At 46.6% G+C, this 16,960-nt stretch carries 14 protein-coding genes; 9 read left to right on the top strand and 5 right to left on the bottom strand.

Features of this window, described 5'->3' with window-relative positions:
* The first annotated feature begins 56 nt into the window (after positions 1 to 56).
* The 5 genes from H6F73_RS12560 to H6F73_RS12540 all read left to right on the top strand — a co-directional run bounded on the left by H6F73_RS12560 (position 57) and on the right by H6F73_RS12540 (position 3,990).
* On the top strand, positions 57 to 1,271 hold the full coding sequence (locus tag H6F73_RS12560) for an RNA-guided endonuclease TnpB family protein (protein ID WP_190759634.1): 1,215 nt from the start codon (positions 57 to 59) through the stop codon (positions 1,269 to 1,271).
* Between the two features lie 330 nt (positions 1,272 to 1,601).
* Entirely contained in the window at positions 1,602 to 1,994 is a 393-nt protein-coding gene (locus H6F73_RS12555; RefSeq protein WP_190759072.1) for a DUF1830 domain-containing protein, read from the top strand.
* A gap of 87 nt (positions 1,995 to 2,081) precedes the next feature.
* Positions 2,082 to 2,519 (top strand): DUF4079 domain-containing protein, encoded by a 438-nt coding sequence (locus H6F73_RS12550; RefSeq protein WP_190759071.1) that lies wholly within the window; start codon positions 2,082 to 2,084, stop codon positions 2,517 to 2,519.
* A gap of 92 nt (positions 2,520 to 2,611) precedes the next feature.
* A complete protein-coding gene (locus H6F73_RS12545) occupies positions 2,612 to 3,166 on the top strand; it encodes a hypothetical protein (RefSeq protein ID WP_190759070.1) in 555 nt (184 codons plus the stop codon).
* A 65-nt stretch (positions 3,167 to 3,231) separates the two neighbouring features.
* On the top strand, positions 3,232 to 3,990 hold the full coding sequence (locus H6F73_RS12540) for an ATP-binding cassette domain-containing protein (protein WP_190759069.1): 759 nt from the start codon (positions 3,232 to 3,234) through the stop codon (positions 3,988 to 3,990).
* Positions 3,991 to 4,001: 11 nt separating this feature from the next.
* On the opposite strand, the gene H6F73_RS12535 is transcribed toward H6F73_RS12540, so the two are convergent.
* From H6F73_RS12535 to cofH, 5 genes are all read right to left on the bottom strand, one after another.
* Positions 4,002 to 4,934 (bottom strand): ROK family protein, encoded by a 933-nt coding sequence (locus H6F73_RS12535; RefSeq protein WP_190759068.1) that lies wholly within the window; start codon positions 4,932 to 4,934, stop codon positions 4,002 to 4,004.
* A 300-nt stretch (positions 4,935 to 5,234) separates the two neighbouring features.
* On the bottom strand, positions 5,235 to 5,795 hold the full coding sequence (locus H6F73_RS12530; RefSeq protein ID WP_190759067.1) for a hypothetical protein: 561 nt from the start codon (positions 5,793 to 5,795) through the stop codon (positions 5,235 to 5,237).
* A 147-nt stretch (positions 5,796 to 5,942) separates the two neighbouring features.
* The gene (locus tag H6F73_RS12525; protein WP_190759066.1) at positions 5,943 to 6,827 is read right to left on the bottom strand and encodes an ABC transporter permease; all 885 of its coding nucleotides are present in this window, start codon (positions 6,825 to 6,827) and stop codon (positions 5,943 to 5,945) included.
* Positions 6,828 to 6,947: 120 nt separating this feature from the next.
* Positions 6,948 to 8,768, bottom strand: a complete 1,821-nt coding sequence (locus tag H6F73_RS12520; RefSeq protein WP_190759065.1) for a DUF3352 domain-containing protein — start codon at positions 8,766 to 8,768, stop codon at positions 6,948 to 6,950.
* A 304-nt stretch (positions 8,769 to 9,072) separates the two neighbouring features.
* Positions 9,073 to 10,227 carry a 7,8-didemethyl-8-hydroxy-5-deazariboflavin synthase subunit CofH gene (cofH, locus tag H6F73_RS12515; RefSeq protein WP_190759064.1) on the bottom strand — a complete coding sequence of 385 codons (1,155 nt, stop codon included), beginning with the start codon at positions 10,225 to 10,227 and terminating at the stop codon, positions 9,073 to 9,075.
* Between the two features lie 127 nt (positions 10,228 to 10,354).
* Here cofH and H6F73_RS12510 point away from each other — a divergent pair, with 127 nt between their 5' ends.
* The 4 genes from H6F73_RS12510 to H6F73_RS12495 all read left to right on the top strand — a co-directional run bounded on the left by H6F73_RS12510 (position 10,355) and on the right by H6F73_RS12495 (position 16,826).
* The gene (locus tag H6F73_RS12510; RefSeq protein ID WP_190759063.1) at positions 10,355 to 11,566 is read left to right on the top strand and encodes an acyltransferase family protein; all 1,212 of its coding nucleotides are present in this window, start codon (positions 10,355 to 10,357) and stop codon (positions 11,564 to 11,566) included.
* A gap of 19 nt (positions 11,567 to 11,585) precedes the next feature.
* The gene (locus H6F73_RS12505) at positions 11,586 to 13,295 is read left to right on the top strand and encodes a glycosyltransferase family 39 protein (RefSeq protein WP_190759062.1); all 1,710 of its coding nucleotides are present in this window, start codon (positions 11,586 to 11,588) and stop codon (positions 13,293 to 13,295) included.
* 136 nt (positions 13,296 to 13,431) lie between these two features.
* The gene (locus H6F73_RS12500; RefSeq protein WP_190759061.1) at positions 13,432 to 14,673 is read left to right on the top strand and encodes a glycosyltransferase; all 1,242 of its coding nucleotides are present in this window, start codon (positions 13,432 to 13,434) and stop codon (positions 14,671 to 14,673) included.
* 218 nt (positions 14,674 to 14,891) lie between these two features.
* The gene (locus H6F73_RS12495; protein WP_190759060.1) at positions 14,892 to 16,826 is read left to right on the top strand and encodes a glycosyltransferase family 39 protein; all 1,935 of its coding nucleotides are present in this window, start codon (positions 14,892 to 14,894) and stop codon (positions 16,824 to 16,826) included.
* Positions 16,827 to 16,960 lie beyond the last annotated feature (134 nt).

The following is a 16,960-nucleotide window of genomic DNA, read 5'->3' as shown; positions in this document are numbered from 1 at the left end:
AAGCAATGAGCCGTTATGTAAGACTTTCTCTATAATAGCAATCGGAGGTGGTGCAACTGTTCAGTCTGACCTACGAATTTAAGCTCAAACCGACATCAGCCCAGATAGCTCTATTTGAAGACTGGCTGGAGCAGTGCCGTAGAGTCTACAACTATGCACTTGCTGAGCGCAAAGATTGGTATAAATCTCGTAGTTGTCGAATTAACGCTTGTTCACTTCACTCGGAATACATCATTGCAGCCGATGCGCCTCGACCCACCTATAGCCATCAATGTAAAGCATTAACGGCTTATCGACAAACTAGCCCAAACTTGCAAAGCGTTCACTCTCAAGTTTTGCAACAAACATTGCGGCGGCTGGAGAACGCCTTCGTGAGGATGTGGGAACTTCATCATGGATTTCCTCGCTTCAAGAAAGCCGGGGCAATGCGATCTTTTGTCTTTCCACAGCTAGGAGCTAATCCAATTCAGGGTAGCACCATCAAGCTACCAGTAATTGGTTGGGTAAAGTTCCGTCAGTCTCGCTCGATTCCCGATAGTGCCACTGTAAAGCAAGTGCAGATTGTCAGACGTGCGAGTGGTTGGTATGCCCTACTGACATTGCAATGGGATGTTCAAATTCCCGATGTCATACCACAGGGTGAAGCCATAGGAATTGATGTCGGGATTAGTCACTTGGTAGCCGTTTCCAACGGTCAGTTATTCCCAAATCCACGACCTTTTAAACAACTCGAAAGCAAGCTGAAATTGCTGCAACAGAGACTCAGTAGAAAGCAAGTGGGGAGCAACAATCGCAAAAAAGCGCAGTGCCAAGTGAGCAAGTTGCATGAACGCCTTGCCAACATTAGGAAAAACAACTGCTGGCTGTTAGCGCATCATCTTTGTGATGGGGCGGGAACCATATTTGTAGAAGACTTAAACCTTAAAGGTTTAGCACGAGGTTTCTTGAGTAAGCATTGCTTAGATGCCGGCTGGGGTCAATTCTTGCAAATCTTGGAACAGTGCTGCTTTAAGCGTGGGGTGTTTTTCTTGAAAGTTGACAGCAAAAAGACCAGCCAGATATGCCCTAACTGCCTCGTCTTGACAGGGAAGAAGGAATTGTCTGAGCGAGTCCATTCATGCCAAGATTGCGGCTACACAACGGATAGAGATGTTGCAGCCGCTCAAGTGGTTCTCCTCAGAGGACTTGCAGCCGTGGGGCACACGGTCAAGATGCTTTCAGAGGGTAAAGCGGTTGCGCTCCCGGTGATGAAAGAATTCCCGTCACTTTAGTGCGGGGAGTGTCAAAATACCACTTACTGTCCCCTTATGTGGGCGAATCACTGTCCAGACGGGGATCGCTAAGTTCTTGTCAACCGGCTTCGCTGGAAACTGGCTGCCGGTGGGGATTTTCTCTAGCTCACACACAGTTCATAACTGATAGCTACATATTCTATCAAATATGTCAAGATAAATGAGTCTAAAGACAATATAAAGTTCTTCTTCCAAAAGGAAGAAATCCTTCGATACAGTTCAGTTGGTAGTCGCGTTTACAACTCACGGGGATCGCGCAGTGTTAATGTTTGAAAGTAAGCCGCTGTGGTGCAAAACCCTTCAGTCGTTATGGCACAAATTCTCGACCCTATTCCTTCAGGCCAAGTCGGCCACATTCTTTGCTGCTATGTCAATGCTACCAGCAAGATTCAAATAGCCCGAATCACAAATATTTCCAACTGGTACTTTGAGCGAGTTGTCTTTCCCGGACAGCGTTTAGTGTTTGAATCTTTTCCTGAAGCAGTATTAGAAATTCATACAGGTATGATGGCGAGTGCCATTCTATCCGATAAGATACCATGTAATCGCTTGTGTATACGTGAAAATACTGATGTTGTTGCCGAAAATACTCAGGAACCAAAAGCAACTGAAAAAAAGTTTTCACCCAGCCTCGAATCTCCCAATAAAGCTAGAGGGGCTGCAAAACCTTTAATCGCTGCTGCTTTAACTTCAGTGGATTAAAATTCAATTTTTATATTCCCCGCGAGGGCTGACTCGCTCGCTCATGACTTGCTATGATGCGAGGGCTGATTTGATGGGTGTACCTCTTTGAACCTGCCTTCCTTTATCTGGTTGTGGAAAATAGCTGCTTGGTCTATGGGATTTTCCCTACTCGCCTATTTGCTGCTTGCCATGACCGGCACTTGGATGTTTCAGGCGCGGCAAACTCGGCACCGACGTCCGCGTTGGCTGCGATCTGGGCATTACATCATTGGTGGCATCATGGTGGCTTTGGTGCTTTTACTACTAGGGATTGGCCTTGTCGGCACTCTAGGGTATTATGGCACCCTGAACCACTCAGCTCACTTTGGAGCCGGTTTAACGGTAGTGGGTTTAGTTTTAATATCTGCCTGGAGCGCAACACAAATTAGCCCAGGGCGTCCTTGGGCTAGAACCGTTCACATCAGCGCAAATGCAGTTCTGTTTATTGCTTTTGCGTGGGTTACATGGACAGGCTGGATTGTGGTGCAAAAATATTTACCTTAATGGAAATTGGGTGTGAAGAATGAGTCATTGGGATTTTTTCCAGGATATCAACCTCACGCCCAATTTTTAATAGAATAAATGAACAGTCAATCATGAACAGCGAACAATCTCAGCCGGCAATCTTCCGCATTTCTCCCTTAATTCGGCTGACTCTTTTAAGTTTATATATTGCCCTGACAATTCCCTTACCGTTTTTATCTCAACTCACAGGTGCACCCGTCCCGCCGGCACTTTTGTGGGTGGCGCTGGGGTTCGGCGGCATTGTTTTATCTGGTGCCTTAAGCGAGCGCGTAATCTTAGATGAGCAAGGCATTCAAGTAACTTATCCTGCTTGGGTTCCTAAGATTTTTCGCAAAGGTTGGTCATTACCCTGGGCAGACGTACAGGCACTAAAACCGCGAACAACCGGCCAAGGTGGATTGGTTTACTATTTCTTGAGTAAATCAGGTCAAGGCTATTTATTGCCGGCCCGTGTTGTGGGATTTGCTAAATTAGTGCAGTTAGTCGAAGCAAAAACCGGCATTGATACAAAAGATGTTCGTCCCTTAGCGCAGCCTTGGATGTATTTAATTTTGTTAGGATTTACATTGCTGCTGCTGTTAGTAGATATCTGGACAATTTGGACAGCACAAACCCAGATACATTGATAAATTTTAAGGCTTGGAAAGTTACTTTAAAACTCTCTCTCACCCTCTGATCACCCCAACCCTTCATGGTATCAACTGTCCCAAGCGCCCAATTGCGGCTTGATCAAGTCAGCGTGACTGCTTCAGTGGGTTTGCACTATTTGCTCAAGGATATTTCCTTTGAAATTAAAACCGGCGAACGAGTAGCGCTTGTTGGGCCATCCGGGGCCGGGAAAACCACCTTGTTACGGCTTCTCAACCGGCTCAGCGAACCCACTCAGGGAGCGATTTATCTGGAAGATCGAGCTTACCGGCAAATCCCTACAATCGAGTTGCGCCGGCAGGTGACGCTGGTTCTGCAAGAGTCTAAACTTTTAGGGATGCCGGTGCGAGATGCCCTAGCCTATCCCTTGAAGTTGCAAGGCATGAGTGCACAAGCGATTACCGAACGCATCTTAACGTGGGTTGAGCGCCTGCATATTCCCAATGAGTGGTTGGGGCGCACAGAAGTGCAGCTATCCGCAGGGCAGCGACAGATCGTTGCCATCGCTAGGGCGCTGACGCTGCAACCAAAAATTTTATTATTGGATGAGCCAACTTCCGCCCTGGATGCCGGCAGGGGGGCAAATTTGATCACGACTCTTACTGAACTGGCGGAAGCCACGCAAACAACAATTTTAATGGCCAATCACCAACTGGATTTGGCCAAAGAATTTTGCACTCGTACCCTCTATCTCCAGCAGGGGGAACTCATTAAAGATATGCCGGCGCAGGAAATCGACTGGGTTCAACTGCGCCAAACCCTTATCCAAGCAGAAGCCAAAGAAGCTCAAGAGTGGAGTTAATCATCGAAGGGCTAGCCCTTAGCCCCAACCACCTGCCAAGCCAATTTTGCGGCACCGGCAATACCGGCTTGGTTGCCTAATTGGGCGGTTAATAGCTGTAAACCTGGACGGCACACCGGCAGCACTCGCCGCTCAATTTCTGCTAAGGTTGCCGGCAGGAAAAATTCCGCACTGGCACAGATGCCGCCGCCAATAATAATCGCTTCTGGGGTGAGCACGTAGATGAGGCTGGCTAAACCGGCACCCAGTTGGTGTCCGTAAGTTTCCCAAAACTGTAATGCTTGCCGGTTGCCAGCTTTTGCCATGTGGCCAAGTTCTTCCGGTTCTTGCCCTGTGCGCCGACGAATGGCTTGAACTGAAACAAATTGCTCTAAAGAACCTCGGTTGCCGCTGTGGCATTCTGGGCCGTAAAGGTCTAGGGTAATTAAACCCAATTCTCCTGCAGCGCCGGTGCGGCCCATAAATAGCTCACCATTGAGGATAATGGCACCGCCAACGCCGGTGCCTAAAGTCAGGACGATGAGGTTGTCAAACTGACGACCGGCACCTAACCACGCTTCTCCCAAACCGGCACAGTTGGCGTCATTGGCTAAAATCGTCGGTTTGCCGGTTTTGTCTTCTAACCAGTCGGCTAAGGGGACATCTTCCCAGCCGGCTAAGTTAATTGCGACTTTGGCCACGCGAGAGCCGGTATCGACTGGGCCAGGTGTGCCAACGCCGATGGCCACGCATTTGCCGTCTGGATCTAGTTGCTCAATTGCGTCCACCATGACGCCTAAAACGGCTGCCGGTGTTGCCGGTTGGGGTGTTTCCACGCTTAAGGAATGATGGCATTTACCATCTGGGCTAAAACGCCCCAGTTTAATGGCTGTGCCCCCTAAATCTATGCCCATGACTTCTGGGCTGATGCCCTTTTCTATTACAATGCCGGCGTCTGCGCTCATAAGTGCAACCTGTAATTGCTTTTGCCTTATTGTACGATTTTAGATTTTAGATTTATCTGGTTTTTTGATACGTTTGTTTTTTTAACCGCAGATGATAGCGCAGCGTGCCGCCGGCATACACAGATGGGTTTAGGGTGGGTGGCAGAGATTTTGGAATTAAGATTTTTTAACCGCAGATAAACGCAGATAAACGCAGATGGGTGTAGGGTTGGTTGCTGAGGTTTGGGTTTTTTGATTAAACGCAGATGAGGTTTAGGGTTGGCTGCCTTGAAGGCATTTTTTGTGTTTGAAGGAGTTTATTTAATCGGCAATCGTGAATGTTTTCAAGAATGTTTGAAATTCTTGTTCGGCTTTGCGGTAATTGTCTGATTTAATATCTAGTTCAGGTTTCGTGATTTCTTTGTCTTGATATTGTTTTTGTGCAAGTTCAAATTCTAGTTTTTTGAGTTGATAGTTTTGTTTGATCAGGGTTCCTTCAACTGAGCCAAGCCAATTGTAAAATCCCAAGGTTTGCGTTTCTGGATCTGTGTTTTTTACTTGGGAAATTGCAGATTTTCCCAGTTTTGCTTTACTGGTATCTGTTAACTGTCTAAAGCTTTCTAGTGCTTCCTTAATTTGTTGAGTTCTCGTTAAGGAATTTTCAAATGTAAATCTTTGATTGAGCGTATCATCAATTAATTCGTCTGGATGAACCGGCTGCGGGGCTGGGTTTGAAGAGGAATTGGCGGTGCCGGTGTTGGAATTGGGGCTGATTTGCAAGCGAGTCTGCTGTTCTTTAACAGACCATAACATCCCGGCAACTGCGACAGGAACCAAAGCTAAAAAAATAGCTGCTTTTAGAAGAGATCGGTTAATTTGCATTGACGGATTCCTAAGAAATTATCACTCTGACGGCTAAATAGAGATACAACAGCCGGTGTGATATTTCCGGGGTAGGGCTAGAGGTTAACGCAGCCATGCCCCATGCCCCATGCCCCATGCCCCATGCCCTATTTAATTTTGTTTGCCTTAACTTTGCTGCCGCAATTTAGGATTGACGAACTCGTTCAACCCTTCACCGACTAGAGACAACCCGACAACCATTAGTGTCATTGCTAAACCGGGAAATAAAGCCGTCCACCAAATGCCGGTGGGAAGTGCTTCTAGCGCCTGCCGCAAATCGTGTCCCCACTCTGCTGTTTCTTCGGGTAAACCTAAACCGAGAAATCCTAAGCCTCCTAATGTCAGAATGGCATCAGCAGCGTTGAGGGTGAATAACACCGGCACGCTTTGAATGACGTTAAGAAATAAGTAACGTGTGAGAACTGTCCAGGTAGATGCGCCCATTGCTTGGGCGGCTTCAATAAACAGTTCGGTTCTAACACTGTGGGTGTGATTTCTGACAACGCGATAGTATTGGGGAATGTAAGAAATACTCAAGGCAATCGCCGCATTTAATACTCCACGCCCGACAACAAACGCCAGGGTAATTGACAGCAACAATCCGGGTAAGGTGTAAATTGTATCCATAAAAAATAGCAACACCCGATCCACTTTTCCCCCTAAATAACCGCTGACTAAGCCGAGGGGGACGCCAATAATTAAACTGAGTGCTGTTGCCAAAATCACGACTTGCCACGCGGCTTGGCTACCGAATAAGGTGCGCGAAAACACATCATAACCTTGCCGGCTGGTGCCAAACCAATGGCTGGGAGAGGGAGGTTCGTGGATCGGGTTACTGAGGAATTCTGTGGGGTTTTGTAGCCAGCCCCAACTTTGGAAAGCCGGTGCTAAGAGGGCAATAAAGACAAATAGAAGTGTCAGCACAATACCCACCCCCATCATTTGCATCGAAAGGCTGGATTGACCGGCACGACGCAAGAATTGAGGCAGGGGCAGTCTGTTAGGAGCCATCTAGATATTCACTCTCAGCAAGATACGCTGCTTATTTTGACAGAATTCTGAATCAGTATTCAGTAAGACTTTGGCAACAATTTTTCTTTGCCTTTCCCCTTTACCCCGTCACCCTCTCAATTAAGGAGACGGCTGAGGAGGCGTTTGAGGTGTTGCCGGCGGACTGGTGGGTGATGGACTGGGTTGTGTCTGTTGTTTGGGCGGAGTGCTTTGAGGCTTTGGAGAGGGGAGAACTTTGGCAGGACTGGGCAATGGGTTTGGTTTGCCTTGCTGTTTCAGCATCACAAAGACATCGTAGCGAGTGCTGCGCGCGTCGCTAATGGCTGCGGTTAGCCCAACGCTGCGAATCGCATTCACCACGGCTTGCTGCGCCGCCGGCAGTTCTGGAAAGAAAAATTGCTTCGTATTGACTAGGCGGTCAACATCAATGAAAAAGTTGCCGGTGGTGGATTCAAGTTCTGTGGGAACAGCTTTTTGGAATTGTTCAGAAACTGCCAGTGGAGTTGGCGGCTTCGGAACGATGCCACCGGCAACCGGCGCAAACATTGTCAAGAAAGCAACATTGCCATTTAACCAACCGTGAGTGAGTGTCAAGGCACCATATTCGGAAGTCCAATTGACGACCGACTGATTGCCAATTTTCGCTTCTTCGACCTTGTATTTGTATCGATCACTCATCACCCGATCCAGCTGTTTGAGGGCTTTCTCTGCGGCGCGGCGGTCGCTAGAGCGCACCATAAAGACTAGCCCTGCGGGAAACTGTGTCACCGTTCCTTGAGCTGCGGGAATCAGGGAAAATGAAAATTCCCCTGCCATCCATGCCAGCAAGTCTTTTTCTAAATTCAAGCCGGTGTTTGATGTAATGGCTTTTTGCAGCCATTGCGGATCGAAGGGCGTCAGGGGGTTGGCTTGAGAACCTTCGGTGTAATCTTGCCACATCCGCTGCAAATTGCTGCCCGACGCCATCATTAAGGTGTCCGCCGGCAGCCGGCTGAGCATTCCTTGGGCTTTATTTTCTACGGCTTGCTTTTTCTCACTATCCGGTTTTAGCCAAGAAACCGCTTTAAAATTGATGCCTTCAGGTTGCAGGTTAACCGTTGTGGCGATTCCCTGATTTTGTTGCAGTTGCGCCCTTGCTTGCGGGGGAATGGTTCGCACAGAATGAATGGCGGCAACATCCGCAGCCGCCGGCACATTGATATAAACTCTGGCAAATGGCCCAGATGTCTCGATTTGATTTAACGCTTCACCGTATCCAGGGGTTTTGGCGAGGGAAGGGCCGCCTTTATAGGTGTCAATTGCCAGTTCTGTTGCTCTTGGGTTGGTGGTGACGACTAAAAACCGATCATCAAGGATTGCGGCTGAGTATCTTTGAGCCGGTGCGCCTTGTATTTCCCTTATTTTGACGTTGTTGTAAGTGCGCTCAACCCACTGACCTTGTGGCAGCGGTTTGGGCTTCTCTAACAGTTGTTTTGCCCTTCCTGCGTTGTTAATCGGCAGCACGATCATCAGGGCATTTTCGATAGAGGCGGCGGCATTGGGGGCAGGAGTGGTGGCTGAGGCAACAAGTTGAGGCGATAACCAAGCTATCATGACCTCTCGCCCGACCCAAGGCTGGATATCTTTCTCATAGTTGTAGCCATTGACGCTCAACAGGTTATCGCGCCACTGGGTCAGTTGTCCATCAAGAAGTGCTCGGCTTTCCGGGGTGCCGTACTGGCGTAACTGCTGCCACTGACCGCTATTGGTATTCAGGGAAACGGCGGCAAATGCGTCTTGGGGGACGACGGTGGAACCGATAGGGGTGTCTCCTAAAGGGGTTTTTTGAACCAATGCCCAATAAGCTGCGATCCCGCCACCAATTAGCAAAACGGCAGCCCCCACCGTCAGCAGGCGGGCAGAGTTCGGTTTCTCAAATGCAGTTTTTATTTTGTCAATCATAGAGTCAGAAATGGTCGCTCAGACAGGGTAGCCGGTGCAATTGTCAATTTACCAGGGTCTGCGGAATTGATGGCGATCAATCTTGTCCGGTTCCAACCCTTAATAGAGTTGGTTCAATAAACGCTGCCAGGGAGAAGATAAGAGGTGTGCGGTGTTGACTTCAACACCGCTTTTCAACGAACCACTCAGCACTGGGCACTGGGCATTGGGCACTGGGCACTGGGCACTGGGCACTCAGAACTCAGCACTCAGGACTCAGCACTCAGAACTCAGGACTGAGAACTCAGAACTCAGAACTCAGCACTCAACACCCAGCACTCAAAACTGACAGAGGACGATACAATGTATCCCGCTGCCGGTCAGGACGGCCCAAGGAGTGGATCGCTGCCTGTAAGGCTTCTACTGTCTGACAACTGCCGCCTTGGGCACCGGCCATTGTGGTAATGTGTTCTTCCATTAAGGTGCCGCCAATGTCGTTACAACCCCATTTAAGGGCTTCTGTTGCGCCGGCAAGACCGAGTTTAACCCAGCTAGGTTGATGGTTGGCTATCCAATTTCCTAAAAAGATTCTAGACACGGCTGTGAGTAAGAGGGTGTCGGCAAGAACCGGCTGATCGCGTCCCACCCGCCGCCGCAAAGGTGCCGGTGCCATTTCTCCGACAAAAGGCAGGAGAATAAATTCTGTAATGCGAACGGGATATTGCCGATCAATGGCGGTTTGCTGAAGTAGACGCAATTTTTCTAAATGGCTAATTTGCTCCTCTGGCGTTTCAATATGTCCGCACAGCATGGTGCTTGTTGTCGGCAAACCTAGGCGGTGAGCAGTTTCTACAATTTCTAGCCAGGTGTTGCTATCGAGTTTTTCCGGGCAGATAATGCGCCGCACCCGATCCTCCAGCACTTCTGCGGCGGTTCCCGGCATTGAACCAACACCGGCATCCCGCAGCGCTGCTATGACATCGGCATAACTGAGTCCGTCTTCTCTGGCAATGAATTGCACTTCTTGGGGAGAGAAGGCGTGCAAATGCAGATGGGGAAATTCATCTTTGATTATTTTCACCAATTGCCGGTAAAACGACAAAGAGGAACCGGCAACCTTTGCTTGCGGGTTTAATCCCCCTTGCATACAAATTTCTGTGGCATCCTGTCGCACTGCATCTGTCGCTTTTTCGAGGATTTTGCCGGCATCCAGCCAAAACGCGCCTTCCTCTGCGTCATCGCGGCGAAAGGCGCAGAAGCTACAGTGTTGTTCGCAGATATTTGTAAAGTTAATATTGCGGTTGATGATGTAGGTGACAGCTTCACCGGCTTGTCTGCGCCGGAGTTCGTCGGCGGTTTGGCGAATGGCTGCAATGGCTGCCGGTTCTGTTTGTTTCAGGAGTGCGACTGCTTCTTCGGAGGAAATATCGGTGCCGGTTAAGGCACGGTTTAGAATTGCATCAACAGTTTGAGTTTTCACAGCGTTTTAGAAAATAGCCAGTGATTTCTTTTATTTTGGCAGGCTATTCTGTGGGTGAGACCTGGATTAGGAAATTAGGAAATTTAGAAGTCGTTCTAACTTATTAGAATAAAACGTTTTTGTTCCTATGCTCAGTCAAACGTTGCCGCAAAATTATCAGCGTCTCAGTAAACTGCTGCCGGCATTTAAGGGATGGGCAATTTTTACGATTGTTGCCTATCATTTGTGGGGCTATTCTAAAGGCTGGTTACTATTCTCTCAGGTTTATGCTGCATTTTCAAGGGGCGGTGTCAATGGGTTATTTGAGGCAAGTTTAAATATTTTTTGTCTACTAGGAGAGTACGGCGTTCATATTTTTATTAGTGCCAGTGGTTTTGGCTTAGCGGCTTCTTGGTGGCGAGGGGGAAAAGCTGCCGGCAACACGTTTCGCCTCTTTGATATTTTAAAATTTTGGCAACGAAGACTTTGGCGATTATTTCCGCTTTATTGGTTGGCGCATGGTTTGGCGCTGATTTTGGCGTGGGTACAGCCGGCTTGGGTTCCGTTTGGGCGGGAGGTATTAAATCGAGGGGTATTTGATACGATTTTGGCAAGTTTTGCGAGTTTCACGACTTTGCGGAATTTTAGTTTAGATTACTATTTTTTTCTAAATGCGGCTTGGTGGTACGTGGGGCTAGCGGTTCAATTTTATTTAATTTTTCCAATACTGGTGTGGTTTGGGAAACGTTGGGGATGGTCAATTTTACTTCTGGTTTCTCTGTTAATTACTTTATTATATCGAGGAATTATTGTAAGTTTTCCTTTGGATGAAATGACGACAGATATTTTGTTGCGCGGCGCTTTTTTTCCGACGCGCCTATTTGGATTTGTCTTTGGAATTGTGCTTGCGATTAGCCTTTTAGAACCGGCAGCGAAAGATTTTAAGGGGGTATGCCGGTGGAGTCAAAAATTATTGCTTGAAAAACGTTGGATTTGGCTAACTGCGCTAATGTGGGTTGTGGGTGTGGGTTTTGATTGGGCTTCCTCTGAAGGTTGGATGATCCTAAGAATTCCCGCAGATAGCTTAATAGGTGTTGGAGAATTTTGCTTATTGTTTCAAACGATGAGTGTAATTCCGTGGGGGAAAGCCGGTTTAGCAACGCTTGGAAACCTTTCCTATGGCATTTATCTCTCCCACATGAACTTTATGGTGGCGCTGTGGGCAATTTTAACACCCCAACTCACGTTTTACTGGTTACGGTTTTTTATCGTCTTAGCAATTACCTGCTGTTTGGGAGGATTATTTGATTATAGTTACCGATTGCTTAGCCAAAAAAATCCGATAAAAACCAGCAGCTAAATTTAACTTTAAAACCGTGATGAATCAAAGCCGTATTGTAAATAAGCAGCCGTTTCGCTTGTCACTAGAACATTTACTCATCGCAGCGATTGCCATTGGGATTATGCTGCGCTTGATTAATTTAGGAACTCGTGAATTTTGGTATGACGAAATTCTATCTTTATTACTATCCACCGGCAAAAAACTTGCTTATCAATCTCCAGAAGATACGCCGGTTATTTTAGCGAACTATACTTTTTTATTAAAGTTGCCGGCAGAAACCACAATTCAAGACACCCTGAAAACCCTCATCAGCCTGCTAAGAGGATTAGTTGGCGGAGAACCTCACCCACCCCTATTTTTCCTCAGTCAGCATTTTTGGTTACGCCTTTTTGGAAACAGTGAAATCGCTATGCGTAGCCTGAATGCTTTGTTAAGTATCGCCGCAGTTGGATGCACTTATGGATTGGGAAAAACGATTTTAGGGCATCGCGGCGGACTTTTACTCGCTGCGCTTTTAGCAACCAATCCCTTTTATTTATTTCACTCGCTAAATGTGCGAATGTATGCACCACTTGTTTTGTGGATCGCCCTTAGCACATGGGCATTACTTCAACGAATTAAAATTCTACTTAATCAAAAATCCTATAATTCCGGAATGCCGGCAAAAAAAATCCCTATATTTTTCTGGGATATCCTGTTAATCGCCTCAGTCACAGCAGGAATCCTGACATTTTATTTATATATTTACTGGATCATTACTTTAGCAATCATCGCAATTTATTTAGATAGATGCCGGTGGTGGCAACACGCATTCCGTTTAGCAGCCGGCATCCTATTATCCCTCCCCTGGATACTTTGGGGCACCCGCCAGCAACTCCGTAATGCCGACTTTCAGCGGTTTAACGCACCGGCAGGATTGATTGCCGGCATCGTACAGCATTTTCAGGATGTCGCCCAAACCTTGGGAACTCACCTACTCTTGGGAGACTGGGTAACAAGTTTGCCGCCGGCAAGCCGCCTGATTGCGGGAGTGGGGGTAATGGGTGTGCTTGCTGCGGTGATCGCCAGTCTATGGCGTCAGCCAAGGCAGGAGAGGGGGAAAATTCCTGCTGTTCAACTTTCACTATTATTAAGCTTGCTGCCGCTATTGCTGGCGCTGGCAGTGGATATCGTCACCGGCAAGTTTACCGTAGGTTTTGGCTGGGGACGCAGTATGATTTGGATTTTACCAGGCTGCTTGCTGTTGCTGGCTGTGTGGGTGGAAAAGGCTGCCTCACATTGGTGCAAACCGGCAGTGGCAGTGTTATTGCTGTTGTATTTGAGTGTCAGTATTGGCGATTATAGTTTGCGGCAGCGCTGGGTTTTCCATAAAATTGCCGATGTTATCGCACAGCAACCAACTACACCCACCTTAATTGCGATGGACTCTCAAGCTTGGGGTCATGTGATGCGTTTGGCTTATTATATTTCGCCGGCATTGCCGGTGAATCTACTAGCGCAAGAATCTACCCAGTTGGCAAATGCATTAGAAAAGTTTCTCAAGTCTGACGGTTCGCGATATTCTCGTATTGTCTGGTTAGAAAGTGCGATGCCGGTATGGTCGAAGCCGGCAACTGAGGCTGAAAGACAGCAAGTTCAACAGGTGTTAAACAGCCGGTTTCAACTGATTCAGCAGCAGTCTCTATCCGGCACGATGGATCTCGATGAATTTAAACTCAGTCTTTACACTCGTTCTGCTGATCGTTAACCCTTGTTAAATGATATCATCTTTGGTTAATTGCTTTTTCTGAAATTAATTTTCTCTTTTCTAAAATTCGAGAAACCTTTAAACTTCCTAGGTTTTCTATTGAGCGACGATCTAAAATTTAAAATGTAAAATCGACATGAGTGCTAGCCAATATAAGCCTCTTTTACCAATGCCGGCAGGATCTTTAGAAGTTCCTCAAATGGCACCAAGGCTCACTGACAACAGCGAGTCTTATTCTCAGGCACTCAGCGAACAACCGATTTATTTTTCTCTGGTGGTTCCAACTTATAACGAAGGGAGAAATATTCAGGAAATAATTCAGCAATTGAGCCAGTTACTCGATCAGGTCATTCCCAATAATTATGAACTCATTGTCGTAGATGACGATAGCCCGGATTTTACTTGGAAATTGGCTCAAGCATTGATGCCTGAATATCCTCAATTGCGAGTGATGCGGCGTCAGCAAGAACGGGGACTTTGTACCGCAGTGATTCGCGGTTGGCAAGCGGCAAGAGGAGAGGTTTTAGGGGTGATTGATGCCGATCTCCAACACCCGCCCCAAGTGCTATTAAAACTATTAGCAGAAATTGAGCGCGGCGCGGATTTGGCTGTCGCTAGCCGTCATGTGGAAGGCGGCGGCGTGAGTGATTGGAGTTTAATGCGCCGGTTTTTATCTCGCGGTGCTCAATTGTTGGGTTTAATTTTGCTGCCAGAGGTGATTAGTCGAGTGTCAGATCCGATGACCGGCTATTTTTTAGTTCGCCGTGATGTGATTGCCGGCAAGGTAATGAACCCACTCGGTTATAAGATTTTGATTGAGGTTTTAGGACGCGGAAAGATTCGCTGGATTGCTGAAGTTGGCTATGTCTTTCAAGAACGCCAAGAAGGAGAAAGTAAGGTAACATGGAAACAATATTTGGAGTATCTCCAACACCTGCTACGGTTGCGCTTTTCTTTGTGGCCGGTTGAGCGATTTCTGCGTTTTGCTATCGTGGGATTGAGTGGGGTGTTTGTGGATATGGGTGTGCTTTATTTGCTGCACGATCCCAGCACTTTTAATTTGCCTCTGACTCGCAGTAAAATTCTAGCGGCAGAAGTGGCAATTATTAACAATTTTTTATGGAATGATCGTTGGACTTTTGGAGATGTTTCTAGCCAGCAGCAGGGAAATCGGCAACGCTTGAAACGATTGTTAAAATTTAATTTGATTTGTTTGGGAGGGCTAATTTTAAATGTGATGTTTTTGAATTTCTTATTTAATATATTGAAAGTTAATGAGTATTTAGCAAATTTGATAGCCATTGGATTGGTGACTTGCTGGAATTTCTGGATTAATTTAAAGCTGAGTTGGCGGGTGACGGAAGTTGAGAAGAAATAGGATTTTAGGCAATTTATTTTTTCTATAACCGCAAATGATATAGCCTTAGTCTGTGATTGGTTAAGGATCATTACCCTGAAAATCCTGTAGTACGGGAATCTGGCCCACTAGAAATATTAAAACCGATTTATAATTGCTATAAATAGGGATGTAGGTTTGATGTTAGTTAGCAGTAAGTATAATTAAAATTTAGAAATCAGGATTTTAAGATAAATTTAATGAAGGATGAAGGCGGAAAGCAAAGAGGAAAAAGTATTTTTACTTTTCACGGTTCCTCTTTATATTTTCAAGGATTGTTGCTTTTAGTGTGGGTGGCTGCCGGCACCGGCTTACGTTTTACCCAACTAGATAAAAAGTCTCCTTGGACGGATGAATTTTCTACAATGGTGTTTAGTTTGGGGAACAGTTTTCGCACGGTTCCTCTCGATCAAGCGATTCCATTAAATGTTTTACTCGAACCTCTGCAGCCGGCATTTACAAATACAGGTTTAATTACTTCGGCAGAAAACGTCATTCATCACTTACTGGGTGAAAGTAATCATCCGCCGGTTTATTTTATATTGGCTAACTTGTGGATGCATTTATTTCCCCCTGCCGGCGAGTATGTCTCACTGTGGGTAGCGCGATCTCTACCGGCACTTTTGGGTGTTCTCTCAATTCCGGCGATATATGGGTTTAGCCGGCTAACTTTTCGTTCCCGGCTGATAGCGCAACTATCAGCAGCCGTGATGGCAATTTCTCCATACGGCATTTATTTGGCACAAGAAGCCCGTCACTATACCTTGGCTATTTTACTGGTGATTGCTTCCCTCAGTTGCCTAATCGTTGCGGTACGGTGCATTGATCAACACAGATCAATGCCGGTTTGGGTGGCACTTATTTGGGTTGCCGTTAACAGTTTAGGCATTGCCGTTCATTACTTTTTCAGCTTCACGCTTTGCGCTGAAGGAATCGTTTTGCTGGCGCTTATTTTGCATCAAAATCGCGAGAAGATTCGCATTGCTAAGGCAGCTCAAGAAAATAATTCGCCGCCTCTCTTTCTCCCCCTCAAAACCCTTTTTGCCGTTGCCGCCGGCACTTTAGCCGGCTGTTTAGTTTGGCTGCCGGTGTGGCAAAGTAGCTCAGATGACGGCGGGCTGACAGAATGGATTTATAGTGGTGCTCGCGTGGGATTAGCCTGGATTAGCCCGCTATTTCAAGCCCTGGCTGCTTGGGTGACGATGCTGCTTTTGCTGCCGGTGGAGTCGCCGGTATTGTCGGTAGCGGTTGTCTCTGGGGCGGCGATGCTAATGTTCATATTTTGGGCGTCACCCATATTATGGCGGGGTTTTAAAAACCAATTCACAATGCCGGCAAACCGCACAGTCACCGCTGTTTTGGCTGGGCTTATCTTAAGTGTAATTGCCCTATTTTTTATCATGACTTACGGCTTCGGCATCGATCTGACTCGCGGTGCTCGATATCATTTCGTTTACTTCCCTGCCGTGATCGCTTTGCTAGGCGCAAGTTTAGGGGCTTGCTGGGAAACTTCTCAGCCTAGGAGTGGGGGAGAGGGAGAAATACGGCAATCTTCAATTCCCCTATCTTTCAGTTGGCGCAGCGTTGCCTCATTTAAAATCCTTGCCGGTGGAAAAATAGCCGTTGTGCTGATTTTGCTGGTGGGATTTTTAAGCGGGTTAACGGTGGCAATAAATTTAGGATATCAAAAATATTATAGACCCGATCTGTTGGTTCCAATTATTGAACAAGCTTCTCAAGATTACAAAACAAAATTTGAGTCTACTATTAGCCAAGCAAAAACAAATACAAAAACCGCAGTATTAATTGCAACCACACACCAAAACCATGTGCAAATTGGTGAAATGATGGGACTAGCTTGGGAATTCAAACGTCTTACCGGCTTAAATGACCAGGCGAATATCCAATTTCTTTTGGCGCATCAAAAAAACCCTGCTTGTGAGGGTGAAATCTGTCCAGCAGCTAAAACGCTTCAAAAAACACTAGAAACTTCCTCTTTTGCGGATTTGTGGTTGGTGAATTTCAAAGTGCCGGCAAACTTAAATCCCCAAAATTGCACTTTAGATGAGCGCAAACTGCCGCTAGTAGATGGCTATAACTACCAGCTTTATCACTGTCGGTCTAATAAATTTTAAATTAATTGTTTGATTAACTTATGCTTCAAATACGTTTTAATTAACTCTCAAACTCAGCACTCTTTAACCCAGTTTCTTCCGGAAGCAGCGTCTACAGTGCAGTTTAATTAGTGATTAGATAGTATGAAAACAAG

The sequence above is a fragment of the Microcoleus sp. FACHB-68 genome (genome assembly GCF_014695715.1).
Classification (GTDB): Bacteria; Cyanobacteriota; Cyanobacteriia; order Cyanobacteriales; family Oscillatoriaceae; genus FACHB-68.
This window is presented reverse-complemented; position numbering and strand designations above follow the sequence as displayed.

Excerpts from the sequence above, each read along its gene's own strand:
- H6F73_RS12500 (WP_190759061.1), top strand. The coding sequence starts at position 13,432 with ATGAGTGCTAGCCAATATAAGCCTCTTTTACCAATGCCGGCAGGATCT.
- H6F73_RS12505 (WP_190759062.1), top strand. The coding sequence starts at position 11,586 with ATGAATCAAAGCCGTATTGTAAATAAGCAGCCGTTTCGCTTGTCACTA.
- H6F73_RS12510 (WP_190759063.1), top strand. The coding sequence starts at position 10,355 with ATGCTCAGTCAAACGTTGCCGCAAAATTATCAGCGTCTCAGTAAACTG.
- H6F73_RS12540 (WP_190759069.1), top strand. The coding sequence starts at position 3,232 with ATGGTATCAACTGTCCCAAGCGCCCAATTGCGGCTTGATCAAGTCAGC.
- H6F73_RS12555 (WP_190759072.1), top strand. The coding sequence starts at position 1,602 with ATGGCACAAATTCTCGACCCTATTCCTTCAGGCCAAGTCGGCCACATT.
- H6F73_RS12530 (WP_190759067.1), bottom strand. The coding sequence starts at position 5,795 with ATGCAAATTAACCGATCTCTTCTAAAAGCAGCTATTTTTTTAGCTTTG.
- H6F73_RS12545 (WP_190759070.1), top strand. The coding sequence starts at position 2,612 with ATGAACAGCGAACAATCTCAGCCGGCAATCTTCCGCATTTCTCCCTTA.
- H6F73_RS12535 (WP_190759068.1), bottom strand. The coding sequence starts at position 4,934 with ATGAGCGCAGACGCCGGCATTGTAATAGAAAAGGGCATCAGCCCAGAA.
- H6F73_RS12520 (WP_190759065.1), bottom strand. The coding sequence starts at position 8,768 with ATGATTGACAAAATAAAAACTGCATTTGAGAAACCGAACTCTGCCCGC.
- H6F73_RS12495 (WP_190759060.1), top strand. The coding sequence starts at position 14,892 with ATGAAGGATGAAGGCGGAAAGCAAAGAGGAAAAAGTATTTTTACTTTT.
- H6F73_RS12525 (WP_190759066.1), bottom strand. The coding sequence starts at position 6,827 with ATGGCTCCTAACAGACTGCCCCTGCCTCAATTCTTGCGTCGTGCCGGT.